Below are 25469 nucleotides of genomic sequence, written 5' to 3' on the forward strand. Positions count from 1 at the left end.
ATTGAACTTTTCTAACTTTCCTCGGAAGTGCCAACACTGTCAAGCCTAAAGTCTTGCCACACTATAATAAAAACGATAATTAGGTTTTAAATCAAAAAAGTCTCACTATTGTTATTAACCAGCACTCATGGTTTATTTAACCTTAATAGTTGTTTGATAAAAAGCCACCATAAAATACCAAAACGTAGCTTTTCCAGCTGGCGCAAGCTATCTTTAAACCTCTTGCCTTTTTAGTAAGCTACATTGATGTAACTGACGGTGATTTATCTTGAAGAATAAAAAGGGAGCTCTCTTTGTTACCCAAATTTAGCGAATCACTGTTAAATAAATGGTCTTTACTGGTCTTAATATGTGGCTTGACGCTGAGTGTTATTTTTAGCTTTCAGTTACAACAAGCCAACGAGATACGCACTCAAGCCGCTGTAAAATCCTCATTACAACAAAAAGCAACAGCCATTTTAACGCGTATTCAGCTCTATCAATATGGGTTGCGCAGTGCACGAGGAGCGCTATTAACTGCTGGAGAACACGAAATAAGCCGTGACGCCTTTTATCGTTACAGCCAAACCCGTGATATTGATAATGAGTTTCCGGGTGCTCGTGGTTTTGGTTTTATTCGCAGAGTACCGCGCCAACAAGAAGCCGCCTTTTTAGCGGCAGCCCAAGCGGATGGTTGGCCTAGTTTTAGCATTAGAGAACTCAGCCCTCACCTAGGTGAGCGTTATGTTATCCAATATATTGAACCGGTAGAGCGAAATCTCGCGGCTATCGGTTTAGACATCGCCTCAGAACATAATCGCTATCAGGCGGCTTTGTCTTCCATGCAAAGCGGCGAAGTGCGCTTAACTGGGCCCATCACCTTAGTACAAGCAACCGGTCAACCCCTACAATCCTTTTTAATTATGATGCCGATTTACCGTAGTATGGTTACGCCAACAACGGTAGACGAGCGCGAACAAGACGCTTTTGGCTGGAGCTATGCACCGCTGTTAATGTCAGAAGTGTTGGCTGATAAGGAGATATATAATCAAGAAACCATCTTACATTTAACCGATATCACGGATCCTACTAAGCCCGAATTATTTTTTAATAACACCTTAAACAGCAGTAGTGGCCTTTACCTCAGCACTGAAACACACCAAATTTATGGGCGCACCTGGCAGTTTGATTACTCAGTCACGCCACAATTTATTGCAGAACTGCGGCTGCCCTCACCTTTACAACTCGGCATTATTGGCTCAATGCTGTCCTTTTTGTTGGCCTTACTCACGGGGTTAATTAATATCAATTTAAGCCATAAGCGTTTGTTGCAAGCCGAACAAGCGAAACTCGCAGCCATTGTACACAGCTCAGCAGATGGCATTATTGGTCATACTATTGACGGCAATGTAACAAGCTGGAACCAAGGCGCAGCCGCTATTTTTGGCTTTAAAGCGCATGAAGCTATAGGCAAGGCGCTAAGCAAACTGATTGTCAGGCCAGCGGATATCGACGCCGACTTGGCTTTTTTTAAACGCGCCGCGCAGGGCGAATACATTCCTAATGTTGAGGTTGTACGTCAACATAAAAATGGCAAGTCTATCGATGTCTCCATTACCTTTTCACCCGTTCGTTCGCCAGAGGGGCGCGTGATTGGCGTGTCTAAGGTCGTGCGCGACATTTCGCAACAAAAAGCCGCCGAAGCGAAGATCCAACAACTTAACGCAAATTTAGAAACACAGGTTGAGCAGCGGACCGCGGATCTGGCCAAAATTAATTTACTCTTTAAAAATGTGCTGTCAGCCGCCTCTGAATTTGCCATTATTGCTACCGATACCTCGGGAGAAATTCAATTATTCAACCACGGCGCTGAGCGCTTATTAGGGTATCAAGCGTCTGAAGTGATCGGCCAAACCACACCTTTACTGTTTCATGATCAAACCGAAATTGCCTCACACGCTGCCCTACTGTCTAAAACCCACAATACCCGCATTAGTGGCTTTCAAACGTTAATTTACACCTCTAATCTTACGGGTGTAGATAAAGGCGAATGGCATTATATTCGTAAGGATGGCCAACGCTTTCCGATCACCATGGTTGTTACCACCATGCGTAACGATCAAGCACAAGTTGTCGGCTATCTCTGCATTTCAACGGATATTACGCAACAAAAACAACAACAAGCCGCTTTGCTATCTACTCAAAAGCAATTATTGTCGAAAACGGAACAACTGACGCTGGCCTATGAAGTTGCCAAACTCGGCATTTGGGAGTGGTCTATCAGTGATGATGTGCTGCAATGGAATGACAAGATGTATCAACTATATGAGCAACCCATCACTTTACGCGAACAAGGCTTAGAGTATGGGCATTGGGAGTCTCGGGTGCATCCAGAAGATCGCGCTTTCACTCTCTCCAAACTGCACGATGCAGTTGCCGGTAATGGTGAGTACAACCCGACCTTTCGACTCATTTTACCCAGTGGCAAAACACGCTACATTCAAGCAGGCGCCTATGTGCAGCGCGATGAAAAAGGACAGGCCATTAGAGTCATTGGCGTAAACAGTGATATCACTGCTACGCATGAGTTAGAACAATACTTACGAGAGTCTAAAACCGCTGCAGAAGATGCCAATGCAGCCAAATCATTATTTTTAGCCAATATGAGCCATGAAATTCGTACCCCGATGAACGCCATATTGGGCATGCTGCAACTGATGAAAACCACCGAGCTTTCCATGCAGCAAGATGACTATACCAATAAAGCGCAGATTGCTGCCGAGTCGCTACTGCATTTAATCAATGACATCCTCGATTACTCAAAAATTGAAGCGGGTAAATTAGAATTAGAACAGCATCCTTTTAATCTGGATGAATTGATGCGCGAGTTAGCCGTGGTTCTGGCGCACAATATGGCGAGCAAAGCGGTAGAGCTGCTATTTGATATCGATGCCGACTTACCCCCATGCTTGATTGGCGACAAACTTCGCTTGCAACAAATCCTGATTAACCTGGCGAGTAATGCCATTAAATTTACCAACCAAGGTGAAGTTATCGTTCGGCTGCAACAAGTTGATGCCCAAGCGGGAACCTGCCGGATCCGCTTTAGTGTGGTCGATACAGGTATCGGCATAAGTCCGGATCAGCAACAGCGCATCTTTGATGGTTTTACTCAGGCTGAAGCGTCTACCACACGTCAATATGGTGGTAGTGGCTTGGGCTTAGTGATCAGTAAAAACATGGTGCAGATGATGGGCGGTGAATTGCAGCTAAAAAGTGCTTTGGGCCAAGGTAGCCGCTTCTGGTTTGAGATTGACTTACCGCTAGATACCGACAGTGCCTTAGCTGAAACAACCATGCTTGGCAAAGATACCAACATTTTAATTATTGATGACAACCCTTCAGCTCTAACGCTCTTAAGCCAGGCGCTCAGTCAGCATGGTGCCAAGGTGCTGACCGCGGCATCGTTAACAGCCGCAAAGGCTGAGCTGACACGCTGCTATGCCCAGCAGCAAAGCATACAGGCGCTACTGCTGGATTACCCTCTACCCGACTTAAGCGAACTCAGCGCATTAAAACAACTAAACACATCATCTGACCATGCCTTACCGCCGATTATTATGCTAGTAACGGCAAAGGGCCGTGAAGCGCTTAGCACCCTGCCGCAAGGTCGGCAGATACCCTACGCCGCCATGCTCACGAAACCCGTTACCCCCATGCAATTAGTTGAACTGATCGCGAGCGTGCTTGCTGGTAAACAACCCGCGCTGAACGCTCGAGTGAAGCCATTAAAACGCGCAAAGCAGCTTAAAGGGCTGCGGCTCTTGCTGGTCGAAGATAATGAAATTAACCAGCTGGTGGCCAAAGAATTACTGCAAAACGAAGGCGCCATGGTGGATATTGCAACAGGTGGGCTAGCAGGCGTAAATGCCGTGCTACAAAACAGCACACCAGAACAAGGTTATGATGCGGTCTTAATGGATGTGCAAATGCCTAACGTAGATGGTCTTGAAGCCACTCGTCGCATTCGCGCCGACGGCCGTTTTTCTGATTTACCTATAATCGCGATGACCGCCAATGTGTATGCCGCTGATCAAGCCGCTTGCTTGCAAGCCGGTATGAATGCGCACCTGACCAAGCCCTTTGATATTGATGCCGTCATTAACACACTACTTCAGTATACGGGCCGAAGCCCAGTAGCGGCAGACAGCAACAACCTAAATAAACGGCCAGTTAACCGCCGCAAACGTATCGTTATGGAAAACGCCATAAGCAGCGCAGAGGCCGATCTGCCAAGCCAGCCCCGCATCATAAAAACGCGTGCCAACTTGCTACAACGTTTTGCCGATAATGAACAGTTTTTTCAGCGAGTCTTACAGAGCTTCGAATCAAACCTAGCACAGCAATTAATGGACTTGCAGCGGGCCATTACACAGCAAGACTGGGCGCAGATGTTAGTCATTGTGCATACACTAAAAGGCACTTCTGGTACTGTGGGGTTAACCGATCTGCACCAGCTGCTTTGTCAGCTGGAACACAACCTACAGCAGGCCAACGTGCATGCCGAAGACATTGCAACCTTTACTATGCTCACTGGCGAACTTGAACAGCAAATCCGGACTGCCGCGGCTAACGAGTTAAGCATTATTCATCAGCTATTAGCCGAATAAGATAATCTTTGCGCATCAAAAGCGTCTAATAACAAACTTTGCTGTGGATGCATCAATTCACGATGGGTGGTGATAAAGTAAAAGTTCTCATACACCTCTGGTAGCATCAGGTATTTCTCTAAACTGCCATTGTGTAATTCATCTTTTACTACCACCTCGGGGATCACCGACAAGGCCCCACTGTCGCGCGTTAACAGCCGCAGCATCGCCATATCATCTGCCTCTGCTACGACATCGGGTTGCAACTGGTATTGTGCGGCCAAGGCATCAAAGGCGGTGCGGATGGGGCTATGCACTGGTGGTAATACCCAGCGCTGTTGTTGATAGGCCGCCAAGTTTTCGGGTAAGGCTTTACCCGGCGGGCCAATCACTGCCACCGGTTGTCTTGCCAACAAACGACACTGCCACATTTGGTTATCGGTTCCTTGCACGGCAATATTGCTTAATACCAGGTCTAATTGATGTGCGGCCAGTGCATTCAGTAAGGCCGTTTGATTCATCGAAAACAAGCTGTAGCGCACATTAGAAGACAACAGCAAGGGCGCGATAAAGCTTTCAATAAAGTTTCGCGACATCGTGGCTAAAGTGCCAATGCGCAGAGGGTTGTGTTGCGGCTGCATACCCTTCAGCAGCAATTGCTCCAACTCCTCGCCACGGCTAAAAATATCTTCGGCATATTTTAAGGTTTGATAGCCGCTGTCGGTTAACACTAAGCGCCGCCCCTGCCGCGAAAACAGTTGCACCTGCATGCTTTGTTCAAATTGCTTGATTTGTGCCGACAAGGCCGACTGCGAAATATGCAAGCGCTGCGCGGTTTCGGTCAAGTTACCACCACGGGCCACCTGCCAAAAATAATAAAGATGATGGTAATTCAGTCGGCTCATAGTTCTTTTTTAGTGAACGATTTCTAATTTAATATGTATTTTACTTATATTAGTGTATTTCGCAAAATAGCACCACGTTTAATCAGCCTAGGTGTGGCATGCAAACATTACTCCATTTAACCTCTTTAAAGCTGGTACTGCTCTCACTGGTTATCTTACTGGGTATCGTCATTTGGCGTTACAGCGCCACCGCCTTATATGGTGAAGCTGAAAAAGCACGTTTTATGCGCGCGCTCACCGCAACGCTAGCCGCCGTTGTGGTTACGCTACTGAGTAATCATCTGGTGCTATTCTGGCTCGGTTGGGTCGCCATCAGTTTAAGCGTGCAACAATTACTGCTGTTTTATCCCGAGCGGCCACGAGCACAACTGGCTGCACATAAAAAAGCCCTTAGCGCACGCTTGGGTGAGTTGCTGTTAGCCCTCGCCATGCTGTTGCTGTATTTAGAATTTGATACCGCTAGCATCAACGAACTGCTCCTGCAGCTCAGTCAAACGACTGCAGCCTCAGCCATGCAGCACAGTGCCGCACTCTTGCTAGTAGGCGTGGCCTTACTAAAGTGCGCTCAACTGCCGTTACACGGCTGGCTGATCCAAGTGGTAGAAGCACCGACGCCAGTGTCCGCGCTACTGCATGCCGGTATCATTAATCTTGGCGGTATCTTGCTGTTATTGTTTGCACCATTACTCAGCCTGAGCCCACTCGCCAAGGCAGTATTACTGTTCGCCGCGCTGTTCAGTACCTTTTTAGCCGCGCTGATAATGTCCACCCGCGTCAGCATCAAGGTACGTTTAGCGTGGTCAACCGTGGCGCAAATGGGTTTAATGCTGGTGGAGATCGCACTGGGTTTATATACCCTAGCGCTACTGCATCTGCTGGCGCATTCCTGCTACAAAGCCTATGCCTTTTTACACAGTGGCAATGCTGTGAATCATTACCTTGCCGCGCAATTGGCCGATCAGATAGAGCCCAGCGCTAAACACTGGTTTGCCGCCATAATACTGGCAGCCTTGCTCACCGGGCTAACCCATTTCATTGTGCCACTCGCCAGCTTAGCCAGTAGCGTGCTGTTAATCCTAGCCATTACCGTGTTGTTGCTGCCCTCGCTTAGCCGTGCCGATAGCCATCGCCTACAACGTTGCTTGTTAGCCAGCAGCTATGCCCTAGGTTTACTGACACTGTATCTGCTAGGTAAAACCTGGCTCTCTGCAGTCATGCCGACACCGCAAGGGAGCACATTTTTCGCTGATGTGCTAAGCAGCTTGGTATTTATCATCTTGTTTGGGGTGGCCGTTCTATTGCGTTATCACGCCAGTCAACCGGCGCTAAATCAACTGTTTATTTGGCTGAATGCCGGTGGTTATTTGGATGAATGGGCAACTCGGTTAACCCTTAAAATTTGGCCTTACAAAGCAGCAACGCCACAAGCGAAAACCGCCTTATCGCAACTAAAGGAGCCATTATGAGCGCGCTGCAGATCAACGTGGATATCACACTGCAACAGACTGAAGGTTTACTGGCGGCGGCCGCCCGTCAGATTGCGCCACAGTGGCCATTAGATCAAATGATCGCGGTTAATCCTTGGTGGCCGAAACGCGCCACAGCCTTTACTGCCGTCTGTGCCGAACAACAGCTATTGGCGGGCACATCATGCCTGATGCCGGCTGATTGGTATCTGGCACAGTGGCAGCAGCAGATTATGCCGAACCATTTACAACAGGCATTGTTAGAAGCAGGCTTATCACTAAGCCATGAACAAGCGCTTGCTGGCCTGGCGCAGCCCACTGAATTAAGCCAGTGGCAAAGTTTGCCCACACTGTTAGCGGCCCAAAACAAAGCCACCTCAAGCTTGCCTTGGCCGCAATTAATTCAACAACAGTTAAGCCAATTTCTGGCACTCTATTACCAATATCCAGAGCGCTTTAATGCCGATGCCAGCAGCCCTGATCATGCCTATCACAGTTGGCTTAGTGTGGTGCGCCAAGACAAAGGCTTGCAGGTGCTCACCGGGCAAGATTTAACGGCTTTATTTGTAGCCTTGCCGGATTCACCCAAAGCATTATTGCAGCAATTAAGCCCCTGGTTTGCAACGTGGCTACCGACTGCACAAGCTCAACAAGCCTATTTCGAAAGTTTATTACAAAGCCTGTCTGGCTGGGCCGGCTGGCAAGCTTGGCTCGATTGGCAACAGGCTTTGCAAGGCCAGCAAGGCCAACATGCTGTTTGCCAACTGCTTTATATGTTATTGGGGTGGGATTGGGTGTTGTGGCAACACAGCAAACAGCATAATCCGCAGCATCAGTCGCTGCTGCAGGCACTGCAGCAACAAGCGCAACACTATGCCAAAACGTTAGCACAAACCGAACGCCTATTGCATCTTCGCCAAGTATGGCAACGCGCACTGGAGCTGAGTGTGCAACAACCTCTGCTGCGCCAACTGCAACAGCAACAACAGCAAACCGTGGCAACTGCGCCAGCACGGCCCTTGCTGCAAGCGGCTTTTTGTATCGATGTAAGGTCTGAGCCGATGCGCCGCGCGCTGGAGCAACAACATAAGCAAATCCAAACTCTCGGTTTTGCTGGCTTTTTCGGCCTACCTGTCGCTTTTAAAGCCACAGACAGTGCCCTTAGTCGGCCACAATTACCGGGGTTATTAGCACCCGCTTTACAGGTCACACAAATTCGTGCCAACACACCTACCCTTTCACGCCAACCTGACTTGGGCTGGAAACAAAGCTTTGATCTCGCTTCCTCAAGCTTAGGTATGGTAGAAGCGGCTGGCGCGACTAAGCTACTGAGTTTAATCAAACGGGCATTTCTGCGCACCGCAGCACCGCATGCTATTAATAAACATCTTACCGACAGCCAGTGGCAATTAAGTCAGGCCGACCAACCACTGAACATCAGCGAGCAAGCACAATTAGCCGCGGCCATTTTAACCGCCATGGGCTTACAGCATAATCTGGCGCCCACAGTATTGCTGTTTGGACATGGCAGCGACAGTTGCAATAACCCACATGCTGCTGCCTTAGATTGCGGCGCCTGTGGCGGCCAAACCGGTGAAGTCAACGTCAAAGTGTTAGCGCAAATGCTGAACGATGCGGCAGTACGTACCGCTTTAGCGTCTGAGCAGAATATTGACATCCCTGCTGACACCCAGTTTTATGCCGCGATGCACCACACTACCTCAGACGAGCTGGAAGTATACCGCGCGCCTGAGCAAGCACATTGGCTGCCATGGTTAGCCAAGGCAACTCAGCAAGCCCGGCAACAGCGCGCGCCGCAATTTGGCTTGAAAGGTCAAAGCGATCAGGCGCTAGCGCGCTTTTTCAAACTGCGCACCCGTGACTGGGCACAAGTTCGCCCTGAATGGGGCTTAGCCAATAATGCTGCTTTTATTGTGGCACCACGCAGCCTCACCAAGAACCTCGATTTACAAGGTCGCTGCTTTTTGCATGATTACGATGCGGCACAGGACAGCAATTTTAGTTTATTGCATAGCATTATGACGGCACCGATGGTGGTGACTAACTGGATTAACTTACAATATTACGCTTCGGTGGTCGCCCCGGAAAAATACGGCAGCGGTAACAAGTTATTGCATAATGTCGTGGCAGGCCATGTCGGTGTTTTTGAAGGTAACGGCGGTGACTTACGCACTGGCTTAGCCTGGCAATCCGTGCATGATGGTAAAAAATTGATGCACCAACCGGTACGCTTAAGTGTGGTGATCGCTGCGCCAAAAGACGCCATCGCCAATATTATCCACAGCGCCCCCGATGTTGCTGCGCTGGTTAATCAGCAATGGTTGTGGCTTTATCAACTGGACAAAGACGGCAGCGTGCACCAGTGGCAGCAGCAAGGCTGGCAAGAGACCCCACTATGAGTGAAACCGTTGCCATAGCCACATTGCATGGTAAAGGGGCAATTATCCGCCCCATACTGGCCGAACTGGGCTGGCAGGTGCAAGAGCTAAACAGTTTTGATACAGATAGCTTAGGCACTTTTGCCAACGAGCGGGCACGCTTTATGTCACCGGTTGAATGCACCCTACGCAAAGCCGCTATTGCTGCCGATCTCAGTGGTTGCACTATCGGTCTTGGCAGCGAAGGCAGTTTTTCCGCTGGCCCCTTTGGCCTAGGTACCTTTAACCAAGAACTGATTAGCGCAGTAAACATTGAGGCAGGCTGGGTTGTTACCGGACGATTTTACGGCCCAAGTGCCGTGCAGCAGTGGACAATATCGGATCACACCGCACTACAGCAGGCGCTAAAACAGCTGCCTGCCGATCAACGTTTGTTGATCCAACAACAGCAACAGATCAGTAAAGGCTTAACATTGGCAGAAGCAGAACAACAAGCCACACAGCTTTTAGCCAACGGCGCGCTACAACTTAGTTATGATTTGCGTGCGCATTGTTGCCCAGAGCGCCAGCAACATATTGCCCATGCAGCCCGCGACTTGCTGCAGCGCTTAAAGCAACATTGCCCTGTGTGTGCCACCCCAGGTTTTTGGCCAGATCACGCCTTACCGGGTTTGCCATGCGAAGACTGTGGTGCCCCTAGCAGCGTAACGCGGCTGCGGCGAGCCAGCTGCCAACGCTGTCAGCATACCGAAAGCTACCCGGTCGCAAAATCGTTTGCTGCCGCTCAATATTGTCAGATATGTAACCCATGAACACACTACGATTAAACGCCCAACAAGGCCAAGATATTGTCACCGCTGCTGATTTACTACAACAAGGTAAGTTAGTGGCCGTGCCAACAGAAACCGTCTATGGTTTAGCCGCCGATGCCAGTAACCCCAGCGCGGTAAGTGGCATTTTTACTGCCAAGGGCCGCCCAGCCAATCACCCGTTAATTGTGCATCTGCATGCGATAACTGCGATGACAAACTGGGCGAAGGATATTCCAGCCGCCGCCTGGCAGCTGGCTGAGGCCTTTTGGCCAGGGCCGTTAACCTTGTTATTGCCCAAAGCCGATCACGTTAGCCCAGTGATCACCGGTGGCCTAAATAGTATTGGCCTGCGTATGCCGGCACATCCTGCCTTGTTACAGGTATTGCAACTAAACCAACTGGCCGTTGCAGCGCCTTCGGCTAACCGTTATAAAAAACTGAGCCCGACCAGTGCCGAGCAAGTACTTGCCGGTTTACATGGCCGTATTGATGCGGTATTGGATGGCGGTGAATGTGAGCACGGTGTGGAGTCAACCATTGTCGATTTAACCGGCGAGCCAATCCGCATTGTGCGCGCTGGCCCCATCACGGCCTCGCAACTGCAAGCTGTACTTAAAACCACTGTACTGCAACCGCAGCAACATCAGGCGCAAGTGCCCGGCAATGTTGATGCGCATTATCAACCGAATACGCCACTGCGCTGCTTAGATAGCGCACAACTGCATGCGTTGTTGTTAGAACAGCCAAGCAATATTGCGGTGCTGCATCTCAACGCTTTACCGACAGCGCAAGCAGGAATTATCTGCAAACAGATGCCAACCGACGCCGCCGGCTACGCCAGCCAGCTCTATCGCCAGTTATACCAAGCCGATAAGCTAGGCGTAACCGCGATCTGGTGTGAACTGCCGCCGCAAGGCGAAGCCTGGCTTGCCGTGCATGACCGCCTGCGCCGGGCGCAGCATAGTGCCTACTAGCATTTTACCTATTCCATAACTGAAAAGTGGCATAGCTACGCCAGGGTGCTAGCTGTGCCAAATCAGCTTGGCTAGACTGGCCCGCTAACGCTTTTTTTATCCCCAAATCTGTACCAAGCCAAATATCCGGCTCAGATAAACCGCGCAATTTTACATATAACACCGTCCAAGGGCCTATGCCTTTTAGCTTTAACCACTGCTCCGGCGTGGCCTCGGGCTGTGCTATCAATAAATTGGCCAAGGCGCGTAAGGTGTCGCGGCGTGCTTGCGGCACTTTAATCATTGCTAAGTTACTGTTTGCCACTTGGCTTGGGGTAGGAAACACTTTACGCTGCTCGTCGATAGGTTGGCCAAGCGCATCAAGCAAGCGCTGGCATTGTGTTCTTGCTGCTTGCACGCTGACTTGCTGCCCTAAAATCGCCCGTACGCCGGCTTCCCATGCGGACCAAGCACCGGGGATACGAAGCCCAGCAATATAGTGCTTAGCAAACAGTGGGTGCGCTTGTAGCCTAGCATCAATTGCCTGGCTATCGGCATCTAAATCCAATACCCGGCGCAGCTTTGCCAAAAGCTCAGGTGCGACTGTTGCATCTGGCCAATCAAGTTCTACCCGCAATTGCTGCTCGGCCAGCGGTATTACCCTAAAGCTGCCATTGATACCATGATAAGAGAAAGTGCGGCCATAGCTGTTATCGGTAACCCACTCCATCCCCGTTAAGGCGCGAAGCTGCCAAAAACGCAACATGGCCTGCCAGTTGAAAGGCGGCTGATAGCGAAGATGCAAGATATGGCGCTGTGGCGTAGCCATGAAGTTGTCCTGTTCTTTCTTTTGGTTATTAGCCGTGGGTAAAATAAACGACGCTTGAAAGAGAATATCTAATGTTATTGCTAAGTGTTACTCCACTTCACTCGTCATTGAATTGCGAGCTCACCACCATTTTCTGACTAACACATCAGAAGTGACAAGCCATCGCTGTTAACAATCAAACATGAATAGTGGTGTTTAGCTTACTGATTAATGCTTAAAAAAACCGTTTTGCAAAAAATGAATGGTTTGTTTAGAAACCTCAAAATTATTTCGCATTTGCGAATGCCCTACATCAAAAGTAATAAAATCCGTCATATTGCCTAATTTAGTTGACTCAACCGATACTAAGCCATCATTTGGCCCCTTAAACTGATTACGTGTTAGTTTGGATGAATGTGTGCCGGCAATCACACCAATATTAACCTCTAACTCCTGTAAGTTAATACCTAAACTGTTATTACCTGTCATCAATGCACGGCTAATGTCACCCCCAATATGCATTAACCAAGAGCCATTTAAATAATCGGCTAACTCACTGCCCTTGTTTGGCGTACCGATTAATACTACATTGCCCATTTTGATATTTTCCAATTTATGTTTATTGTTTTGAAGGTATGCCCTAATAACTAAGCCGCCTAGAGAATGCCCAACAAAATGTACCTCAGATGCTTGATGTACACATGCGTCAATTTGTTTGGTTGTTTCAGCTAACACGGCGCTTACACTTTGACCAATAGTGGCATAGTCTAACAAGCAAACGTTGTATTTAGCATTTCTCAACCGTTGAGCTAATCGCCACATCGCCCAATCACTTCTGCCAAAGCCATGTGCGATAACAACCAAAGTATCATTTGATGTATTAGTTGTACTGTTTGCACAACTGACGATTGGTGTTAGCACTAGCAAGAGAACAATTGAGATAAGTGATTTTGTCATTGCTTACACTAAATTTTTTACACATCGAACTGAAAACATGAAACGTTTATCTAGCTTTTCTCGCCGGATCTCCCCCTTGTGAGTGTTCCACCAAGAATAAGCAAGTGTTCTAGCAAATGCTTGTTTTTCCGTTGCACTACTACTTGTCCAAAATTCACTATACATGCCTTTTGTGAGATACCAGTTTCCAACTTTTACGCCAGCAGGTCTGGCAAAAAAATGATGCTTATTGACCTTTGATTGGTCGAAGCGTTTAAAAAACGTATTGGGTTGCTCTGCTTTTAAGGTAATTGCAATATCATTGTTGCCTCGCCAGCCCTCACTATTTAAAGCAAACTCAGGAATACCTATTGTTTGCTCAAGTGTTTTCCAGTCATCATCTGATGCAATTCGCCATCCTGCTGGACAGAGCTTTCTTTCATCGACAACGTCATACCAGCTATACAGTCTGCCATACAGAAGTAGATTTTTTTCATCATCATCAGGTATGAACCCAGTGGTCACAGCTGAACCATCCTGAAACGTTGTCACACGCAAATTTTCTGACATCCAAATCTGATCGCCTATTTTCACCGTGTTATAGCTGTTTTCATCGTGATCTAACACAGATCCCGCTGCACTCGTAAAGTTATTCTCGTACTGACTCGCGGATAAGGTTATCGGCGTTAACATAAGACTCCCCATCAAAAAAAATGATATCTTTAAGCTTTTTCGATTCAACATGGCTTTCTTTACTTATGCTGTTAAAACTGCCAACGAAAAGAAGTTTCTTTTTCAGACAGATCCCATAATTGAGTTAATGTATCTTTGTTTAATACAAACGACTCAAGCTGGCACTCACCAACAGGCCCACCAAAATTCAACCATCCTGTTGGTCCATAATAAGCTAGCTCTTTCAGGTTATCTTCAACTGCACACATCACTTCAGGATAGGCACCTTTTTCAGCGCTCTGAGCAAGCCCAACCTTTACCATCAATACCCACGATAAACGTGTTATTAAATTTGCACTTTCTCTTATAAGAGATGTGTTTGATGCACCTGGATGACAAACGTAAACCTTCACGTTTCTTCCTGACGTTTTTATTCTTGTTTGTAACTCATAAGCGAACATCATTTGTGCTAATTTGCTTTGGCTGTAAACTTTGTTTGGATGATAGTTTTTGTCCCAATTCATATCATTAAACTGAATGGTTCTTAGCCCCATTTTATGACCTTCACTAGAAACAACGACAATACGGCCTTGTGATTCCTCAATTCGATCAAACAGTAAGCCGCATAATAGAAAATGGCCATAGTGGTTAACACCTAACTGACTTTCAAAACCATCTACCGTGAGTTGTTGCTTTGCAATTTGTGCGATAGCAGCATTGCAAATTAAAGCCGTAATTTGAGGCACATTTTTCAGTACCTCTGCTGCCGCTTCACGAACGGAAGCAAGACTAGAAAGATCCATTACGATATGACGTACTGCAGCAGTAATGCCAAATTCATTTTTTAGTTCAGTCATCGCGGCTTCGGATTTTTCAAGGTTGCGATTCAGCATTACAACCGAAGCCCCCTTTGAAAGCAAAATACGTGTAGCTTGAAATCCTGCACCCGTGTTAGCGCCTGTAATCACATAGGTTTTACCGTCAAGAGAACCTATCTGGGCTGGAGTCCAGCCAGTTGAACCAAATTGAGTTGAAGTTATCATAATGACCTTTGAGAGAAAGCTTACTTTTCAAATAATGCGCACTATAAAGTTATTGATTGCTATCTAATAGGCGATTTAATCTCTAAAACATGCCTATTTGTATCAAAGTTTTGATTTTGGGCTGCCGACTGCTACGATGAAATCTGTCGAACTGAATACAAATAATTTAGATGAGTAAAGAATTAATAGAGCATTTCATTAATACCAAAGTTAGCGCTAGTGACATGGTTGAAACTGGTATCAAAGGTGTCAAAATTTTTAAAATAACACAACCTGTTCAATGCGCACCTGCAGTATATGAGCCGTCTGTAACAGCTATAGTCAGCGGCCAAAAAGAAGCGATTTGGAATGGTGCTAAATACTTTTTCGACAGCCATAAATACATTTGTTGCACAATGTCGATGCCGATTGAGACGGGCACGCCTGAAGCCTCGCCTGAACAACCTTTAGTAGGTGTTTATATTTCAATAGATAGCCAGTTGATGACTGAACTTGTATTAGAAATACAAAGTGTTAATAACGGAATGAGGAGAAATAAGGGTGAGCTTCACCCCAAAGGGTTGTTAACCGCGAAATGGGATAATGATTTTACCGAGGCCCTTAATAGACTTTTATTGTTAGCTGGCAATCCTGCAGATTTAGCCATTCTGAGTAAGAGTAGATTACGTGAACTTTATTACACCATGTTAAAAGGTGAAGCTGGTTTTGCTTTGCGACGGTCATATGGCGTAGACAATGAAATAGCGCGCTCAATTGAATATTTATCTTCTAATCTAAGTAAGGCCATTACTATAGATGATATGGCTGACTATATCGGGATGAGCCGTGCTGTACTTCATCGAAAGTTCAAACAAGCAACCAATTTGTCACCAATACAATTTGTGAAATCAATGCGCCTTAACCATGCCGCAATGAAAATTTCAGCAGGTATAAATGTGAATATCGCGGCAATGGAAGTCGGTTATGTAAGTTCTTCTCAATTTAGCCGAGAATTCAAAAGAATGTTCGGAGCGTCGCCAAAGCATTGGATGAAAGGCAATACAGTAGGTTAAGAAGTAAAAGATGCGCAGCTAATCTTATTATCTGCATTGCGTGCAACACTATTATTCGTCAGGTGTTCAAACCCTCCCCCTTTTAAGTCTTTTTAGTTGCATTATTACCTTATCTTAATAAAGCAAAAACCCCGACAGTGCGGGGTTTTTAACGGATAAGCTACCTGAGTCAGAACGGAATATCGTCATCAAAATCGATTGGCGGTTCCATTGGTGCAGCCTGCTGATTGGGTCTGGGTGCTTGATAATTACCACCGCCCTGCTGAGGAGCTTGTGCAGGTTTTTGATAACCGCCACCGCCTTGCGCTGGTTGCTGATAGTTACTGCCACCTTGCTGTGGCGCTTGCTGGTAATTATTATTACCGCCGCCTTGTTGGCCGCGAGGCTGGTAACCGCCTTGCTGACCGCCACCCATACCGCCAGCTTGTTGCTGACCTTCACCACGGCCATCCAACATTTGCAGCTCGTTTGCCACGATCTCCGTAGTGTAACGCTCTACGCCGTCTTTGTCGGTCCATTTACGGGTTTTAAGCTTACCCTCAATGTACACTTTTGAGCCTTTACGCAGATATTCACCGGCAATTTCAGCTAAACGCTGATAAATCACAATACGGTGCCATTCGGTTTGTTCTTTGCGCTCATTGGTCGCTTTGTCGGTCCAGCTTTCTGACGTTGCGATAGTCATATTCGCAACAGCACCGCCTTGCGGCATGTAACGCACTTCAGGATCAGCACCTAAGTTACCGATTAAAATGACTTTATTAATTCCACGCGCCATGCGTATCTCTCCTGCAAAAATGTTACTGGTTGCCTGTGGCAACCAAAGACTGAGCTTGCGCTAAATCGAACTGCTGCGAGCTAACTTTCAGATAGCAACGTTGATCTGCTAACAATATCGTGACCTCTTGAACTCCCACCAACGCGGCCAGCTTGCTGGCCAACTGATTGGCTTGCTGCTCAGTCGTTACCGAAACCGGTAACGATAAGCGCTGAGAACGCGCAGGCACCTGCATGGTGCTGGCAATTGCCAGCCATACTAAACCAATCAAGGCTAAACCTGCAAACACTGCACTAAAACCAAATTGCTGTGCCAAGGTGCCGCCTAATAAGCCACCGAAAAAGGCGCCCAAAAATTGACTACTGGAATAAATGCCCATGGCGCTACCGCGTTGTCCTGCTGGCGCAACGCGCGACACCATGGCGGGCAAACTGGCTTCTAAATAGTTAAAACCAATAAAGAAGACCAACAATGCCAAAACAAAACCCCAGAGGGTAGCCGCTTGCCAGCTAATTAACATTGCTATAACCAATAATAGAACATTAATTAAAAAATAGCGTTTTTCTTGCTGCCGACGCATCGCAATAATCATCATCGGCACCATAAACACAAACGATAACAACAGCACCGGTAAATAGACCTGCCAATGCTGCTCTGCCGCTAACTGCTGCTTAAGTAATAACGGCGGCAAAGCGACAAACATAGCGGTTAACATCAGGTGCAATAGCATTACACCAACATCTAAACGCAACAACTGACCATGCGCCAACATACTGGCTAAGCTTTGTGGTAACGCTATGGTTTCAGCACCAGCCGAACGGCTCACACTGTGTGGTACTAAAAAAGCCACAATCAGCATCGCCGCACACGCTAACACGGCGGTAAACCAAAATACGCCGCTAAGCCCTGCCCAACGCGCTAAAATTGGCCCCAGCACCATCGCCAGCGCAAAGGATAAACCAATACTGCCACCAATAATCGCCATGACTTTAGGGCGCTGTTCTTCTCGGGTTAAATCCGCGGCTAAAGCCAACACGGCACCCGCAATAGCACCGGCGCCTTGCAGTACACGCCCAAGTGTTACCATATACACTGACTCAGCCATCGCGGCGACTACCGAGCCAAGCACAAATAATGACAGCCCCAACAACATCACTTTATGCCGGCCAATTCTATCCGATAACCAACCAAAAGGAATTTGTAAAATCGCCTGCGTGAGACCATAAGCGCCAATCGCTAAACCAATCCACAAGGGTGAAAAGCCAACCAGCTCTTGACCATACAGGGCGAATACCGGTAATAGCATAAAGAGCCCGAGCATGCGGGTAGAAAAAACTAAAGCCAGTGCGATGGCCGCGCGTTTTTCAAGAGAATTTAGTTGATGCATTCTGCCAGAGCGTTGCTAGATATTAGATTTCACGAAGGCCGCAGTTTAGCATAAAAAAGCTGAGCGGGCGGTATAACTAACGACCGGTTGTCTTAACCAAGCGTTGTTACCCTGCATCAACTTAACTGGCCATATCACGCGCCACACGGCATGCCAGTAAGCCAACGGAAAAATCACGGTTTACAGATAAATTTTGGCGTTTTAAGCCAAACCCCACTTCAATACGTAAGTAAGCGCTTTATGGGTGTTTTACCTTGCTAAAATAGCTTGAGCAGGGGCAATTCTAGCTCGATACTGGCTATTAACCCTGCCATTAGTGTATATTTGTACAGCAAACAGCACGCCAACCACCACTGGAAGCCTGAATGGACAAAATTGATATCCGGGGTGCCCGCACCCACAACTTAAAAAACATTTCGCTGCAAATTCCCCGAGATAAACTAGTGGTGATTACCGGCCTATCAGGTTCGGGCAAGTCGTCACTGGCATTTGATACCTTGTATGCAGAAGGCCAGCGCCGTTATGTCGAGTCGCTGTCGGCCTATGCCCGGCAATTTTTAAGCTTGATGGAAAAGCCCGATGTCGATCATATCGAAGGTTTGTCTCCAGCTATTTCGATAGAGCAAAAATCGACCTCGCATAACCCGCGTTCTACCGTGGGCACCATTACCGAAATTTACGATTACCTGCGCTTACTGTTTGCCCGAGTTGGCGAACCGCGTTGCCCCGAGCATGATTTACCGCTGGCCGCACAAACCATCAGTGAAATGGTCGATAAAGTGGCCGAGTTCCCTGAAGGCACCAAGCTAATGGTGCTAGCGCCGGTGGTACAAGAGCGCAAAGGCGAACACGTAAAAACCTTAGAAGGCTTAGCCGCCCAAGGCTATATACGCGCCCGTATTGATGGCGAAATTTGTGATTTATCCGATCCGCCAAAACTCGATTTACAGAAAAAGCACACCATTGAAGTGGTGATCGACCGCATTAAAGTACGTGACGACATTAAAGTGCGTTTAGCCGAATCCTTTGAAACTGCCTTGCAGTTATCTGGTGGCGTCGCCAAAGTGGCGTTAATGGATGATAGTACTGCCCCCGAACTGGTGTTCTCGGCCAATTATGCCTGCCCAACCTGTGGCTATTCGATGGCCGAGCTAGAGCCGCGTTTATTTTCGTTTAACAACCCGGCGGGTGCTTGCCCCAGCTGTGATGGCTTAGGCGTAAAACAGTTTTTCGATCCGAAAAAAGTCATCGTCAGTGACGAGTTAAGCCTGGCCGGTGGCGCCATTCGCGGTTGGGATAAACGCAACTTCTATTATTTCCAAATGCTCAAAGCGCTGGCCGATCATTATGGTTTTCAGCTCGATGTGCCCTTTAGTACCCTGAGTAAAAAGCATCAAGAAGCCATTTTACAAGGCAGCGGCGCGACCATTGTTGACTTTAAATACTTAAATGATCGCGGTGATATTGTGCAGCGCAGTCATCCGTTTGAAGGCATTTTGCCGAATATGGAACGGCGTTACCGCGAAACTGAGTCTAATTCAGTTCGCGAAGAACTGAGTAAATACCTCGCCACCCAACCTTGCCCGAGTTGCCACGGCACCCGCTTACGCACCGAAGCGCGGCATGTGTTTATTGGCCAAACCAATTTACCGCAAGTGGTGGAGCTGTCGATTGGTGATTGCTTAAGCTTTTTCCAACAGCTGAGCTTGCTGGGGCAAAAAGCCAAAATCGCCGAAAAAGTGTTAAAAGAAATTCAAGACCGCTTAAGCTTTTTGGTCAACGTCGGCTTAAATTATCTTAATTTGTCACGCAGTGCCGAAACCCTCTCGGGCGGTGAAGCACAGCGTATTCGCTTGGCCAGCCAAATTGGCGCGGGCTTAGTGGGGGTGATGTATGTGTTGGACGAACCATCAATTGGCTTACATCAACGCGATAACGATCGCTTATTAGGTACGCTGACCCACCTGCGCGATTTAGGCAATACGGTAATTGTGGTTGAACACGATGAAGATGCTGTGCGCATGGCCGACCATATTATTGATATTGGCCCGGGCGCAGGCGTGCATGGCGGTTACATCGTGGCGCAAGGTAGCTTGGAGCAAGTGATGGCCGAGCCGGAGTCTCTCACTGGGCAATATATGGCTGGCACGCGCAAAATTGCCGTACCAGAGAAGCGCACAGCATTAACCGATAAATGGTTAGAAGTGACCGGCGCTAGCGGTAATAACCTGAAAAACGTTGATTTAGCGATCCCGTTTGGTGTGATGACCTGTATTACCGGCGTATCGGGTTCAGGTAAGTCTACCCTGATTAACGACACGCTGTTTCGCGTTGCGCATCGTGTGCTGAATAAAGGCGAAGGCGCCGATCCGGCACCGCACAAAGACATTAAAGGCTTAGATCATTTCGATAAAGTGATCGATATCGATCAAAGCCCGATTGGTCGCACCCCGCGCTCGAATGCTGCCACCTACACCGGTATTTTTACGGCGGTACGTGAGTTATTCGCCGGCACCCAAGAAGCCCGCTCACGCGGTTATCAGGTGGGGCGCTTTAGTTTTAACGTGAAGGGCGGCCGCTGTGAAGCCTGCCAAGGCGATGGCTTAATAAAAGTGGAAATGCACTTTTTACCTGACGTGTACGTGCCGTGCGATGTCTGTAAAAGCAAACGCTATAACCGCGAAACGCTAGAGATTAAATACAAAGGCAAGAACATTCACGAAGTGCTGGATATGACGGTCGAAGACGCCCTGGCGTTTTTTGAAGCAATACCGGCAGTAAACCGTAAACTGCAAACCCTGAAAGATGTAGGGCTTACTTACATTAAACTCGGCCAATCTGCGACCACCTTATCGGGCGGCGAAGCACAGCGGGTAAAACTGGCACGCGAACTGAGCAAACGTGACACTGGCAAAACCCTGTATATTTTGGATGAACCGACTACCGGCTTACATTTTTATGATATTCAGCAACTGCTAAACGTATTGCATCGCCTGCGCGATCACGGCAATACCATAGTGGTGATTGAACACAACTTAGATGTGATTAAAACCGCCGACTGGATTGTCGATCTCGGCCCAGAGGGCGGTAACGGCGGCGGCGAAATTTTAGTTGCCGGCACACCCGAGCAAGTTGCCGCGTGCGAAAAATCCTACACTGGGCAGTATTTAAAGCCGTTGTTAAACAAGTAATAATAAGGCGCTGGCTTATTACAGCCAGCGCCGCACCTGCGTTAAATAAGCCTGATAGTCAGCGCCAAACTTCTGCTGTAAATGGCGCTCTTCCGGCATTATTTGAAACCGATTCATATACAGCACAAACACTGGCAATAACAGCAACGCCAACGCGCTTTGTAAATAACAGCCCCATGCCATTAGCAGCAGTAAAAACCCCAGATACATAGGGTTACGGCTATAACGATAGATACCCCGAATGACCAAACTAGAGCTTTGCTGCGGTACGCGCGGGTCTACCGTAGTGTTTGCCCGTCGAAATGCCAGTACGCCAGCTAGTGCTACCGCCATACCGACAATCGCGAGAATGCCGGCTAAAAAAACCCGCCAACTAAGTGGCAGCGCCACAGACGGTAAATGCTGTGCTAGCAGCCACATGGCTAAAGCAAATAGCACCACCAACAGCAGCGGCGGAATTTTAAGTTCGAGTGTCTGCAAAGAATCATCCTTTTTAAACTAACGCCAGCAGGTGCTGGCGAACGGCTTGCGCAGTGTAGTACAACGGATACACCAGATGTTGCTGCTCTAGTGGTGACGAGCCCTGCGTGCCGGTTAGTTTTATGGTTTTAGCCGGGTTACATTTTTCAATATAAGACTGTAATGATTTAGCCTTGGTGCGCTTGCCGCTTTTTACTTCGAGCGGTATCACATTGCCGCGGTTATCAGCGAGAATAAATTCTATTTCCGCTCTGGCATCACTCCAGGAAAAAGTCGGGTCAATACCCAATGCTGCGAGTTCTTGTTGCACAAAATTTTCGGCAATATAGCCTTTGTAGTCATAACTTTGCTGCTTTATTTCCAAATAACTGACACCCAGCATATGGTTTAACAAACCTACATCAAACAAAAACAACTTAACCATATTATCTTTTTTATAAGCCGCCAGCGGGCTGCGTGGAGTACCTTCGACAGGATAGTTTTTTAAGATCAACCGGCACTTTTCCAGCCAGATAATACCACTCTCCAGCTCCTGATAACGTGATTTACGCTCGTATACCTGTTTGAATTTAAAGCGCTTAACCGATTCGTCCACTACTGCAGCAAGCTGAGCTGGCACTGCAGTAAACACCGCTTCAATTAAACCGGCATCTACCTTGCCGGAGTATTTACCAAAGTCCCGCACATAGCCGGCCAGTAAATCGGCATGTATCTGCGACACCGCGTTTACCCGCTCCAACAAGCTTTTCTCCGCCAGCGCAAACCACAGGCTAACGGCCTCTGGCATACCGCCGGTAAAGTAATAGTCGGTGAGCTTATCAAACAGTTTAGTGTGGGCAGCCGCAGAGTTTTGCCCGGCATCATAAGCTTTTAACAGCAAAGTTTCGCCAGAGGCTAATAAAAACTCACGAAAGGTTAAGGGCCGTAAATTGTATTGCTCAACCTTGCCAACCGGAAAAGTATTCAGCAAACCAATATTAGAACCACTGGCAGCAATAAACGCCTGCGGGGTTTGTTCGGCAAAGTATTTTAATGCCGTGACAGCCCGCGGGCATTCGCCAATTTCATCGAGGATCAGCAGATCAGTGGCCATATTAAACGGCTGGCCAGTTAATAGCTCAATATTACCCAGCACATCAGCAGGGCTTAACGAGCCAGCAAAGGCTTCCTGCATCTGCGGCGACTCCAGAAAATCTATCCGCAGTACCTTTGCAAACTGCCGGCCAAGCAACTGCTGCAACAAATAGGTTTTACCGGTTTGCCGCGCGCCATCTATTAGCAGCGGTTTACGCTCCGGCTTTTCTTTCCAGCGCAGCAAAGCTGTTAATAAATCGCGCTTCATAGCCCCTCCATAAATAGTGTCACCTTATGCCGACACTACACTTTTCTGCGCTTAAAAACAAACTTATCAACACTTTTATGCGCATAAAAGTGTGATATTTTGCATTTTTGTGCGCGTAAAAGTGAACCCACAGGGTCAGGCCTTGAATCTTGCACAGTAATGCTCAACTACACAAAAGTCGCTTCGATTTAAAGACTAACAACGACCATGCTTGCGGCCAAACTGTTATAAAATTAGCGCACGTGTTTAAAGTCAGAACAAAAATTATCGGCCATAAACTTAGGTTTGGATTATTTGCCGTTCAACAGAAAAAATGCAACATTCAAGGCCGACTCCAACTGCTTTTAGGCGTTTGCTCACTTTGAGCTATCTCTCAGATCTCATGCAAACCACAATCTAAAAGATACTGATAAGTCCCACAGTAAAACTCTGGTAATCGAGTATTGTCTGCCTCGTTACCAAAAGGTACAAAGATCACCATGCCTTCACGAGCGCGCGTTAGTAAAACTCTATAAGCATTTTCTAAGTAACGCTGTTGCTCATTCTGCAGTCTTCTTTGCCACTTTGTGCCTGAGAAACGCCAATGTTGAAAAGCACCATTCATAAATCGAAAATCAGCATCCCATGCGATTAAAGACCAATCTAATTCTAATCCTTGCACATCAAATTCAGTTGCAGCATCTTCGAGAAAATTGCTAGACCTAATGTCATCTGCGGATGCTAAAAACCACTTTTCCGGTTCTATAATATTTTTAACAAAAATACCTTCTGCTTTTAACCGAATAGCATTTGAGGATGCCAACAAACCACAACGCCGGTTAGCTATCGTTCGCAGTTTGAGCCAAGCCTTAGCTTGATCTAAATTTCGAGTAACCACTATAGGAAACAGTGATTTAATATTTTTATAAACTTGGGCTGCAGCTTTTGCATTACCTGCAATAAGAAAATGCACAAATGAAGATAGTTTTTCAGCACGAAAAGATCTCATTGATATCGCAAGATGAAGACTTTGCTCTTGATGAAAAGATTGGAGGGTGCTCTGCTCGATTCCTTCTCGTATATACTCACCAGTAAGTAAATTGGGTGAACAATACACATGCCAATGTTTAAACATATTGTTCATTGCGTCAAACCAACCGAGAATGCCTACTTCACCAACATTAATTTCTTGCCCACCACCAACTAAAGCAATAATAACAGCCCAATCATTATGCCGATCCATTACTGAAATGAGAAACTCAGGTTCTGACATATTGAAATTAGCAAATCCTCGCTTTTGTTGCATAAATTTTGCTGCCTGCTGTTGATTCCAAGCCCGCTGTGCCTCATCAAATATTGCAACGTGTTCTGGTGGTTTCGCTTGATCAATTAAATAATTATCTCGAAATCGATGTATGTTCTGAATAAAACTTTCAACTCTTTTCCGACACTCATGTTTACTAAGTTTTTTCTCACCAACATCTACTTTTTTAACCGATTCATTTTTATATAAATCGTTAGAAAGTGCTTCTTGCAGAACGGCTACTAGAGGTCCATTGCCACTCAAAAATACTGAATATTCATCATCTTTTGGAGTGGCATGCTGATTCGCAATATTAAGGCCAACTAAAGTTTTACCAGCACCCGGTACACCAGTAACAAAACAAACGACTTTCTGCCTATTCAGTCGTGCATTGTGGATGATCTCAAAAAGTCGAGTACTCGTTTCTGCAATATTGATACTTCCAGCCTCAGAGCGGGTAATATCGACAACATTGTGATTAGAATAAAGCGCTTGCGCCGCTTCAATAATCGTAGGGGTGGGTTTATAAGAGGCCGCAAGCCAACTATCAATATCAATGCTTGATAATGGCAGTTGATTAATCGTTTGATTAATTAAGATAGCTAAATTAGCACCTGAGCAACAAAGTACATCTGCGACAAGCTCTGAGTTAAATTTTAAAGTTATATTTTGATCAGGTGCATTTGTGCAAATCAAAATTGGCACTAAATATTTGTTATGACTTCCTTCGTGAAAATGTTTTAAATCTAACGCATAACCCATTGTTTGCATACGATCGGTAAAACTATAATTATTAGCTCCTACCTTGAACTCTAAAACAAAAATCATACCTCCGGTTATGATGATTACATCCGCTCTACGTCCCATGCGCGGAATCATGAACTCAAAGAAAATATCACCGTTGACTGCTATGTCTCTGAAAACGAGATGCAGTAACCGTATCTGTTCAGCCCAAGCTATTGTCTGAGAGTGTTGTAATTCTTGACCATGCGCTTTAGTTAAATCACCAATTATTTTCGACTCTTCCGTTAACAAAAACGTCGAAATACTTGCACCATAGTAAGCCCGGTTCATTGATTAAACTCCGGGGTTGAAAATAACTCAGCAATCGATACATTCAATGCTTTAGCAATCTGCTCGACATTTTTCAAACCAACATTTCGTTTACCTCGCTCGATACCACTGATATAGGTGCGATCCAAACTGGCAAGCGCACCAAGATCTTCTTGGCTAATACCTTTAGCAAGTCGTAATTGTTTGACACGCAAACCGAATAATTGCAGTACATCCTGATGCATAACGATACTCATTAACTTTTCTTGTTAACATCGTCAG

Annotated in this window: 18 protein-coding genes; 7 read left to right on the plus strand and 11 right to left on the minus strand. The window is 46.9% G+C overall.

Features of this window, described 5'->3' with window-relative positions; translation table 11 throughout:
* Nucleotides 1-293: 293 nt before the first annotated feature.
* Nucleotides 294-4649 (plus strand): PAS domain-containing hybrid sensor histidine kinase/response regulator, encoded by a 4356-nt coding sequence (locus L1N97_RS05430; protein ID WP_236129068.1) that lies wholly within the window; start codon nt 294-296, stop codon nt 4647-4649.
* Here the strand turns inward: L1N97_RS05430 and L1N97_RS05435 are convergent.
* Complete coding sequence (locus tag L1N97_RS05435) at nt 4631-5533, minus strand: LysR family transcriptional regulator (protein WP_236129069.1); 903 nt, start codon at nt 5531-5533, stop codon at nt 4631-4633. The genes L1N97_RS05430 and L1N97_RS05435 overlap by 19 nt on opposite strands.
* Nucleotides 5534-5589: 56 nt before the next feature.
* Between L1N97_RS05435 and L1N97_RS05440 the strand changes: the two genes are divergently transcribed.
* From L1N97_RS05440 to L1N97_RS05455, 4 genes are read left to right on the plus strand one after another with little or no spacing between them, the layout of a single operon-like run.
* Entirely contained in the window at nt 5590-6999 is a 1410-nt protein-coding gene (locus L1N97_RS05440) for an NADH-quinone oxidoreductase subunit L (protein ID WP_329605541.1), read from the plus strand.
* Nucleotides 6996-9419, plus strand: a complete 2424-nt coding sequence (locus L1N97_RS05445) for a DUF2309 domain-containing protein (protein ID WP_236129071.1) — start codon at nt 6996-6998, stop codon at nt 9417-9419. Before L1N97_RS05440 ends, L1N97_RS05445 begins: the two co-directional genes overlap by 4 nt.
* Nucleotides 9416-10210: a DUF6671 family protein gene (locus L1N97_RS05450; RefSeq protein ID WP_236129072.1), complete on the plus strand. Its 795-nt coding sequence runs from the start codon at nt 9416-9418 to the stop codon at nt 10208-10210. The genes L1N97_RS05445 and L1N97_RS05450 overlap by 4 nt, the downstream gene beginning before the upstream one ends.
* Nucleotides 10207-11184 (plus strand): L-threonylcarbamoyladenylate synthase, encoded by a 978-nt coding sequence (locus L1N97_RS05455; RefSeq protein ID WP_236129073.1) that lies wholly within the window; start codon nt 10207-10209, stop codon nt 11182-11184. Before L1N97_RS05450 ends, L1N97_RS05455 begins: the two co-directional genes overlap by 4 nt.
* Before the next feature lie 4 nt (nt 11185-11188).
* Here L1N97_RS05455 and L1N97_RS05460 read toward each other — a convergent pair whose 3' ends face one another.
* From L1N97_RS05460 to L1N97_RS05475, 4 genes are all read right to left on the minus strand, one after another.
* Nucleotides 11189-11992, minus strand: a complete 804-nt coding sequence (locus L1N97_RS05460; protein ID WP_236129074.1) for a DNA-3-methyladenine glycosylase family protein — start codon at nt 11990-11992, stop codon at nt 11189-11191.
* Nucleotides 11993-12199: 207 nt separating this feature from the next.
* Nucleotides 12200-12928, minus strand: a complete 729-nt coding sequence (locus tag L1N97_RS05465; protein ID WP_236129075.1) for an alpha/beta fold hydrolase — start codon at nt 12926-12928, stop codon at nt 12200-12202.
* Nucleotides 12929-12931: 3 nt separating this feature from the next.
* Entirely contained in the window at nt 12932-13600 is a 669-nt protein-coding gene (locus tag L1N97_RS05470; protein WP_236129076.1) for a fibrobacter succinogenes major paralogous domain-containing protein, read from the minus strand.
* Between the two features lie 71 nt (nt 13601-13671).
* The gene (locus L1N97_RS05475; RefSeq protein ID WP_236129077.1) at nt 13672-14622 is read right to left on the minus strand and encodes an SDR family oxidoreductase; all 951 of its coding nucleotides are present in this window, start codon (nt 14620-14622) and stop codon (nt 13672-13674) included.
* A gap of 170 nt (nt 14623-14792) precedes the next feature.
* Between L1N97_RS05475 and L1N97_RS05480 the strand changes: the two genes are divergently transcribed.
* Nucleotides 14793-15674 carry an AraC family transcriptional regulator gene (locus L1N97_RS05480; protein ID WP_236129078.1) on the plus strand — a complete coding sequence of 294 codons (882 nt, stop codon included), beginning with the start codon at nt 14793-14795 and terminating at the stop codon, nt 15672-15674.
* Nucleotides 15675-15843: 169 nt separating this feature from the next.
* On the opposite strand, the gene ssb is transcribed toward L1N97_RS05480, so the two are convergent.
* The gene (ssb, locus tag L1N97_RS05485; RefSeq protein WP_236129079.1) at nt 15844-16452 is read right to left on the minus strand and encodes a single-stranded DNA-binding protein; all 609 of its coding nucleotides are present in this window, start codon (nt 16450-16452) and stop codon (nt 15844-15846) included.
* A 22-nt stretch (nt 16453-16474) separates the two neighbouring features.
* A complete protein-coding gene (locus L1N97_RS05490) occupies nt 16475-17839 on the minus strand; it encodes an MFS transporter (RefSeq protein WP_229586219.1) in 1365 nt (454 codons plus the stop codon).
* Between the two features lie 365 nt (nt 17840-18204).
* Here L1N97_RS05490 and uvrA point away from each other — a divergent pair, with 365 nt between their 5' ends.
* Nucleotides 18205-21030 carry an excinuclease ABC subunit UvrA gene (uvrA, locus tag L1N97_RS05495; protein WP_236129080.1) on the plus strand — a complete coding sequence of 942 codons (2826 nt, stop codon included), beginning with the start codon at nt 18205-18207 and terminating at the stop codon, nt 21028-21030.
* Nucleotides 21031-21048: 18 nt separating this feature from the next.
* On the opposite strand, the gene L1N97_RS05500 is transcribed toward uvrA, so the two are convergent.
* The 4 genes from L1N97_RS05500 to L1N97_RS05515 form a co-directional block, all read right to left on the minus strand.
* On the minus strand, nt 21049-21510 hold the full coding sequence (locus tag L1N97_RS05500; protein ID WP_236129081.1) for a methyltransferase family protein: 462 nt from the start codon (nt 21508-21510) through the stop codon (nt 21049-21051).
* A gap of 13 nt (nt 21511-21523) precedes the next feature.
* Nucleotides 21524-22852: an ATP-binding protein gene (locus L1N97_RS05505; protein WP_236129082.1), complete on the minus strand. Its 1329-nt coding sequence runs from the start codon at nt 22850-22852 to the stop codon at nt 21524-21526.
* A gap of 373 nt (nt 22853-23225) precedes the next feature.
* Nucleotides 23226-25208, minus strand: a complete 1983-nt coding sequence (locus L1N97_RS05510) for a DUF2075 domain-containing protein (protein WP_236129083.1) — start codon at nt 25206-25208, stop codon at nt 23226-23228.
* A complete protein-coding gene (locus L1N97_RS05515) occupies nt 25205-25444 on the minus strand; it encodes a helix-turn-helix domain-containing protein (protein ID WP_236129084.1) in 240 nt (79 codons plus the stop codon). Before L1N97_RS05515 ends, L1N97_RS05510 begins: the two co-directional genes overlap by 4 nt.
* Nucleotides 25445-25469 lie beyond the last annotated feature (25 nt).

Origin of the sequence: Rheinheimera sp. UJ63 (genome assembly GCF_021568285.1) — a bacterium.
In the GTDB taxonomy this organism is placed as follows: domain Bacteria; phylum Pseudomonadota; class Gammaproteobacteria; order Enterobacterales; family Alteromonadaceae; genus Alishewanella; species Alishewanella maricola.

Coding starts and splice junctions, on each gene's coding strand:
- uvrA (WP_236129080.1), top strand. CDS start 18,205: ATGGACAAAATTGATATCCGGGGTGCCCGCACCCACAACTTAAAAAAC.
- L1N97_RS05515 (WP_236129084.1), bottom strand. CDS start 25,444: ATGAGTATCGTTATGCATCAGGATGTACTGCAATTATTCGGTTTGCGT.
- ssb (WP_236129079.1), bottom strand. CDS start 16,452: ATGGCGCGTGGAATTAATAAAGTCATTTTAATCGGTAACTTAGGTGCT.
- L1N97_RS05475 (WP_236129077.1), bottom strand. CDS start 14,622: ATGATAACTTCAACTCAATTTGGTTCAACTGGCTGGACTCCAGCCCAG.
- L1N97_RS05505 (WP_236129082.1), bottom strand. CDS start 22,852: ATGAAGCGCGATTTATTAACAGCTTTGCTGCGCTGGAAAGAAAAGCCG.
- L1N97_RS05435 (WP_236129069.1), bottom strand. CDS start 5,533: ATGAGCCGACTGAATTACCATCATCTTTATTATTTTTGGCAGGTGGCC.
- L1N97_RS05465 (WP_236129075.1), bottom strand. CDS start 12,928: ATGACAAAATCACTTATCTCAATTGTTCTCTTGCTAGTGCTAACACCA.
- L1N97_RS05490 (WP_229586219.1), bottom strand. CDS start 17,839: ATGCATCAACTAAATTCTCTTGAAAAACGCGCGGCCATCGCACTGGCT.
- L1N97_RS05455 (WP_236129073.1), top strand. CDS start 10,207: ATGAACACACTACGATTAAACGCCCAACAAGGCCAAGATATTGTCACC.
- L1N97_RS05510 (WP_236129083.1), bottom strand. CDS start 25,208: ATGAACCGGGCTTACTATGGTGCAAGTATTTCGACGTTTTTGTTAACG.
- L1N97_RS05470 (WP_236129076.1), bottom strand. CDS start 13,600: ATGTTAACGCCGATAACCTTATCCGCGAGTCAGTACGAGAATAACTTT.
- L1N97_RS05480 (WP_236129078.1), top strand. CDS start 14,793: ATGAGTAAAGAATTAATAGAGCATTTCATTAATACCAAAGTTAGCGCT.
- L1N97_RS05460 (WP_236129074.1), bottom strand. CDS start 11,992: ATGGCTACGCCACAGCGCCATATCTTGCATCTTCGCTATCAGCCGCCT.
- L1N97_RS05445 (WP_236129071.1), top strand. CDS start 6,996: ATGAGCGCGCTGCAGATCAACGTGGATATCACACTGCAACAGACTGAA.
- L1N97_RS05450 (WP_236129072.1), top strand. CDS start 9,416: ATGAGTGAAACCGTTGCCATAGCCACATTGCATGGTAAAGGGGCAATT.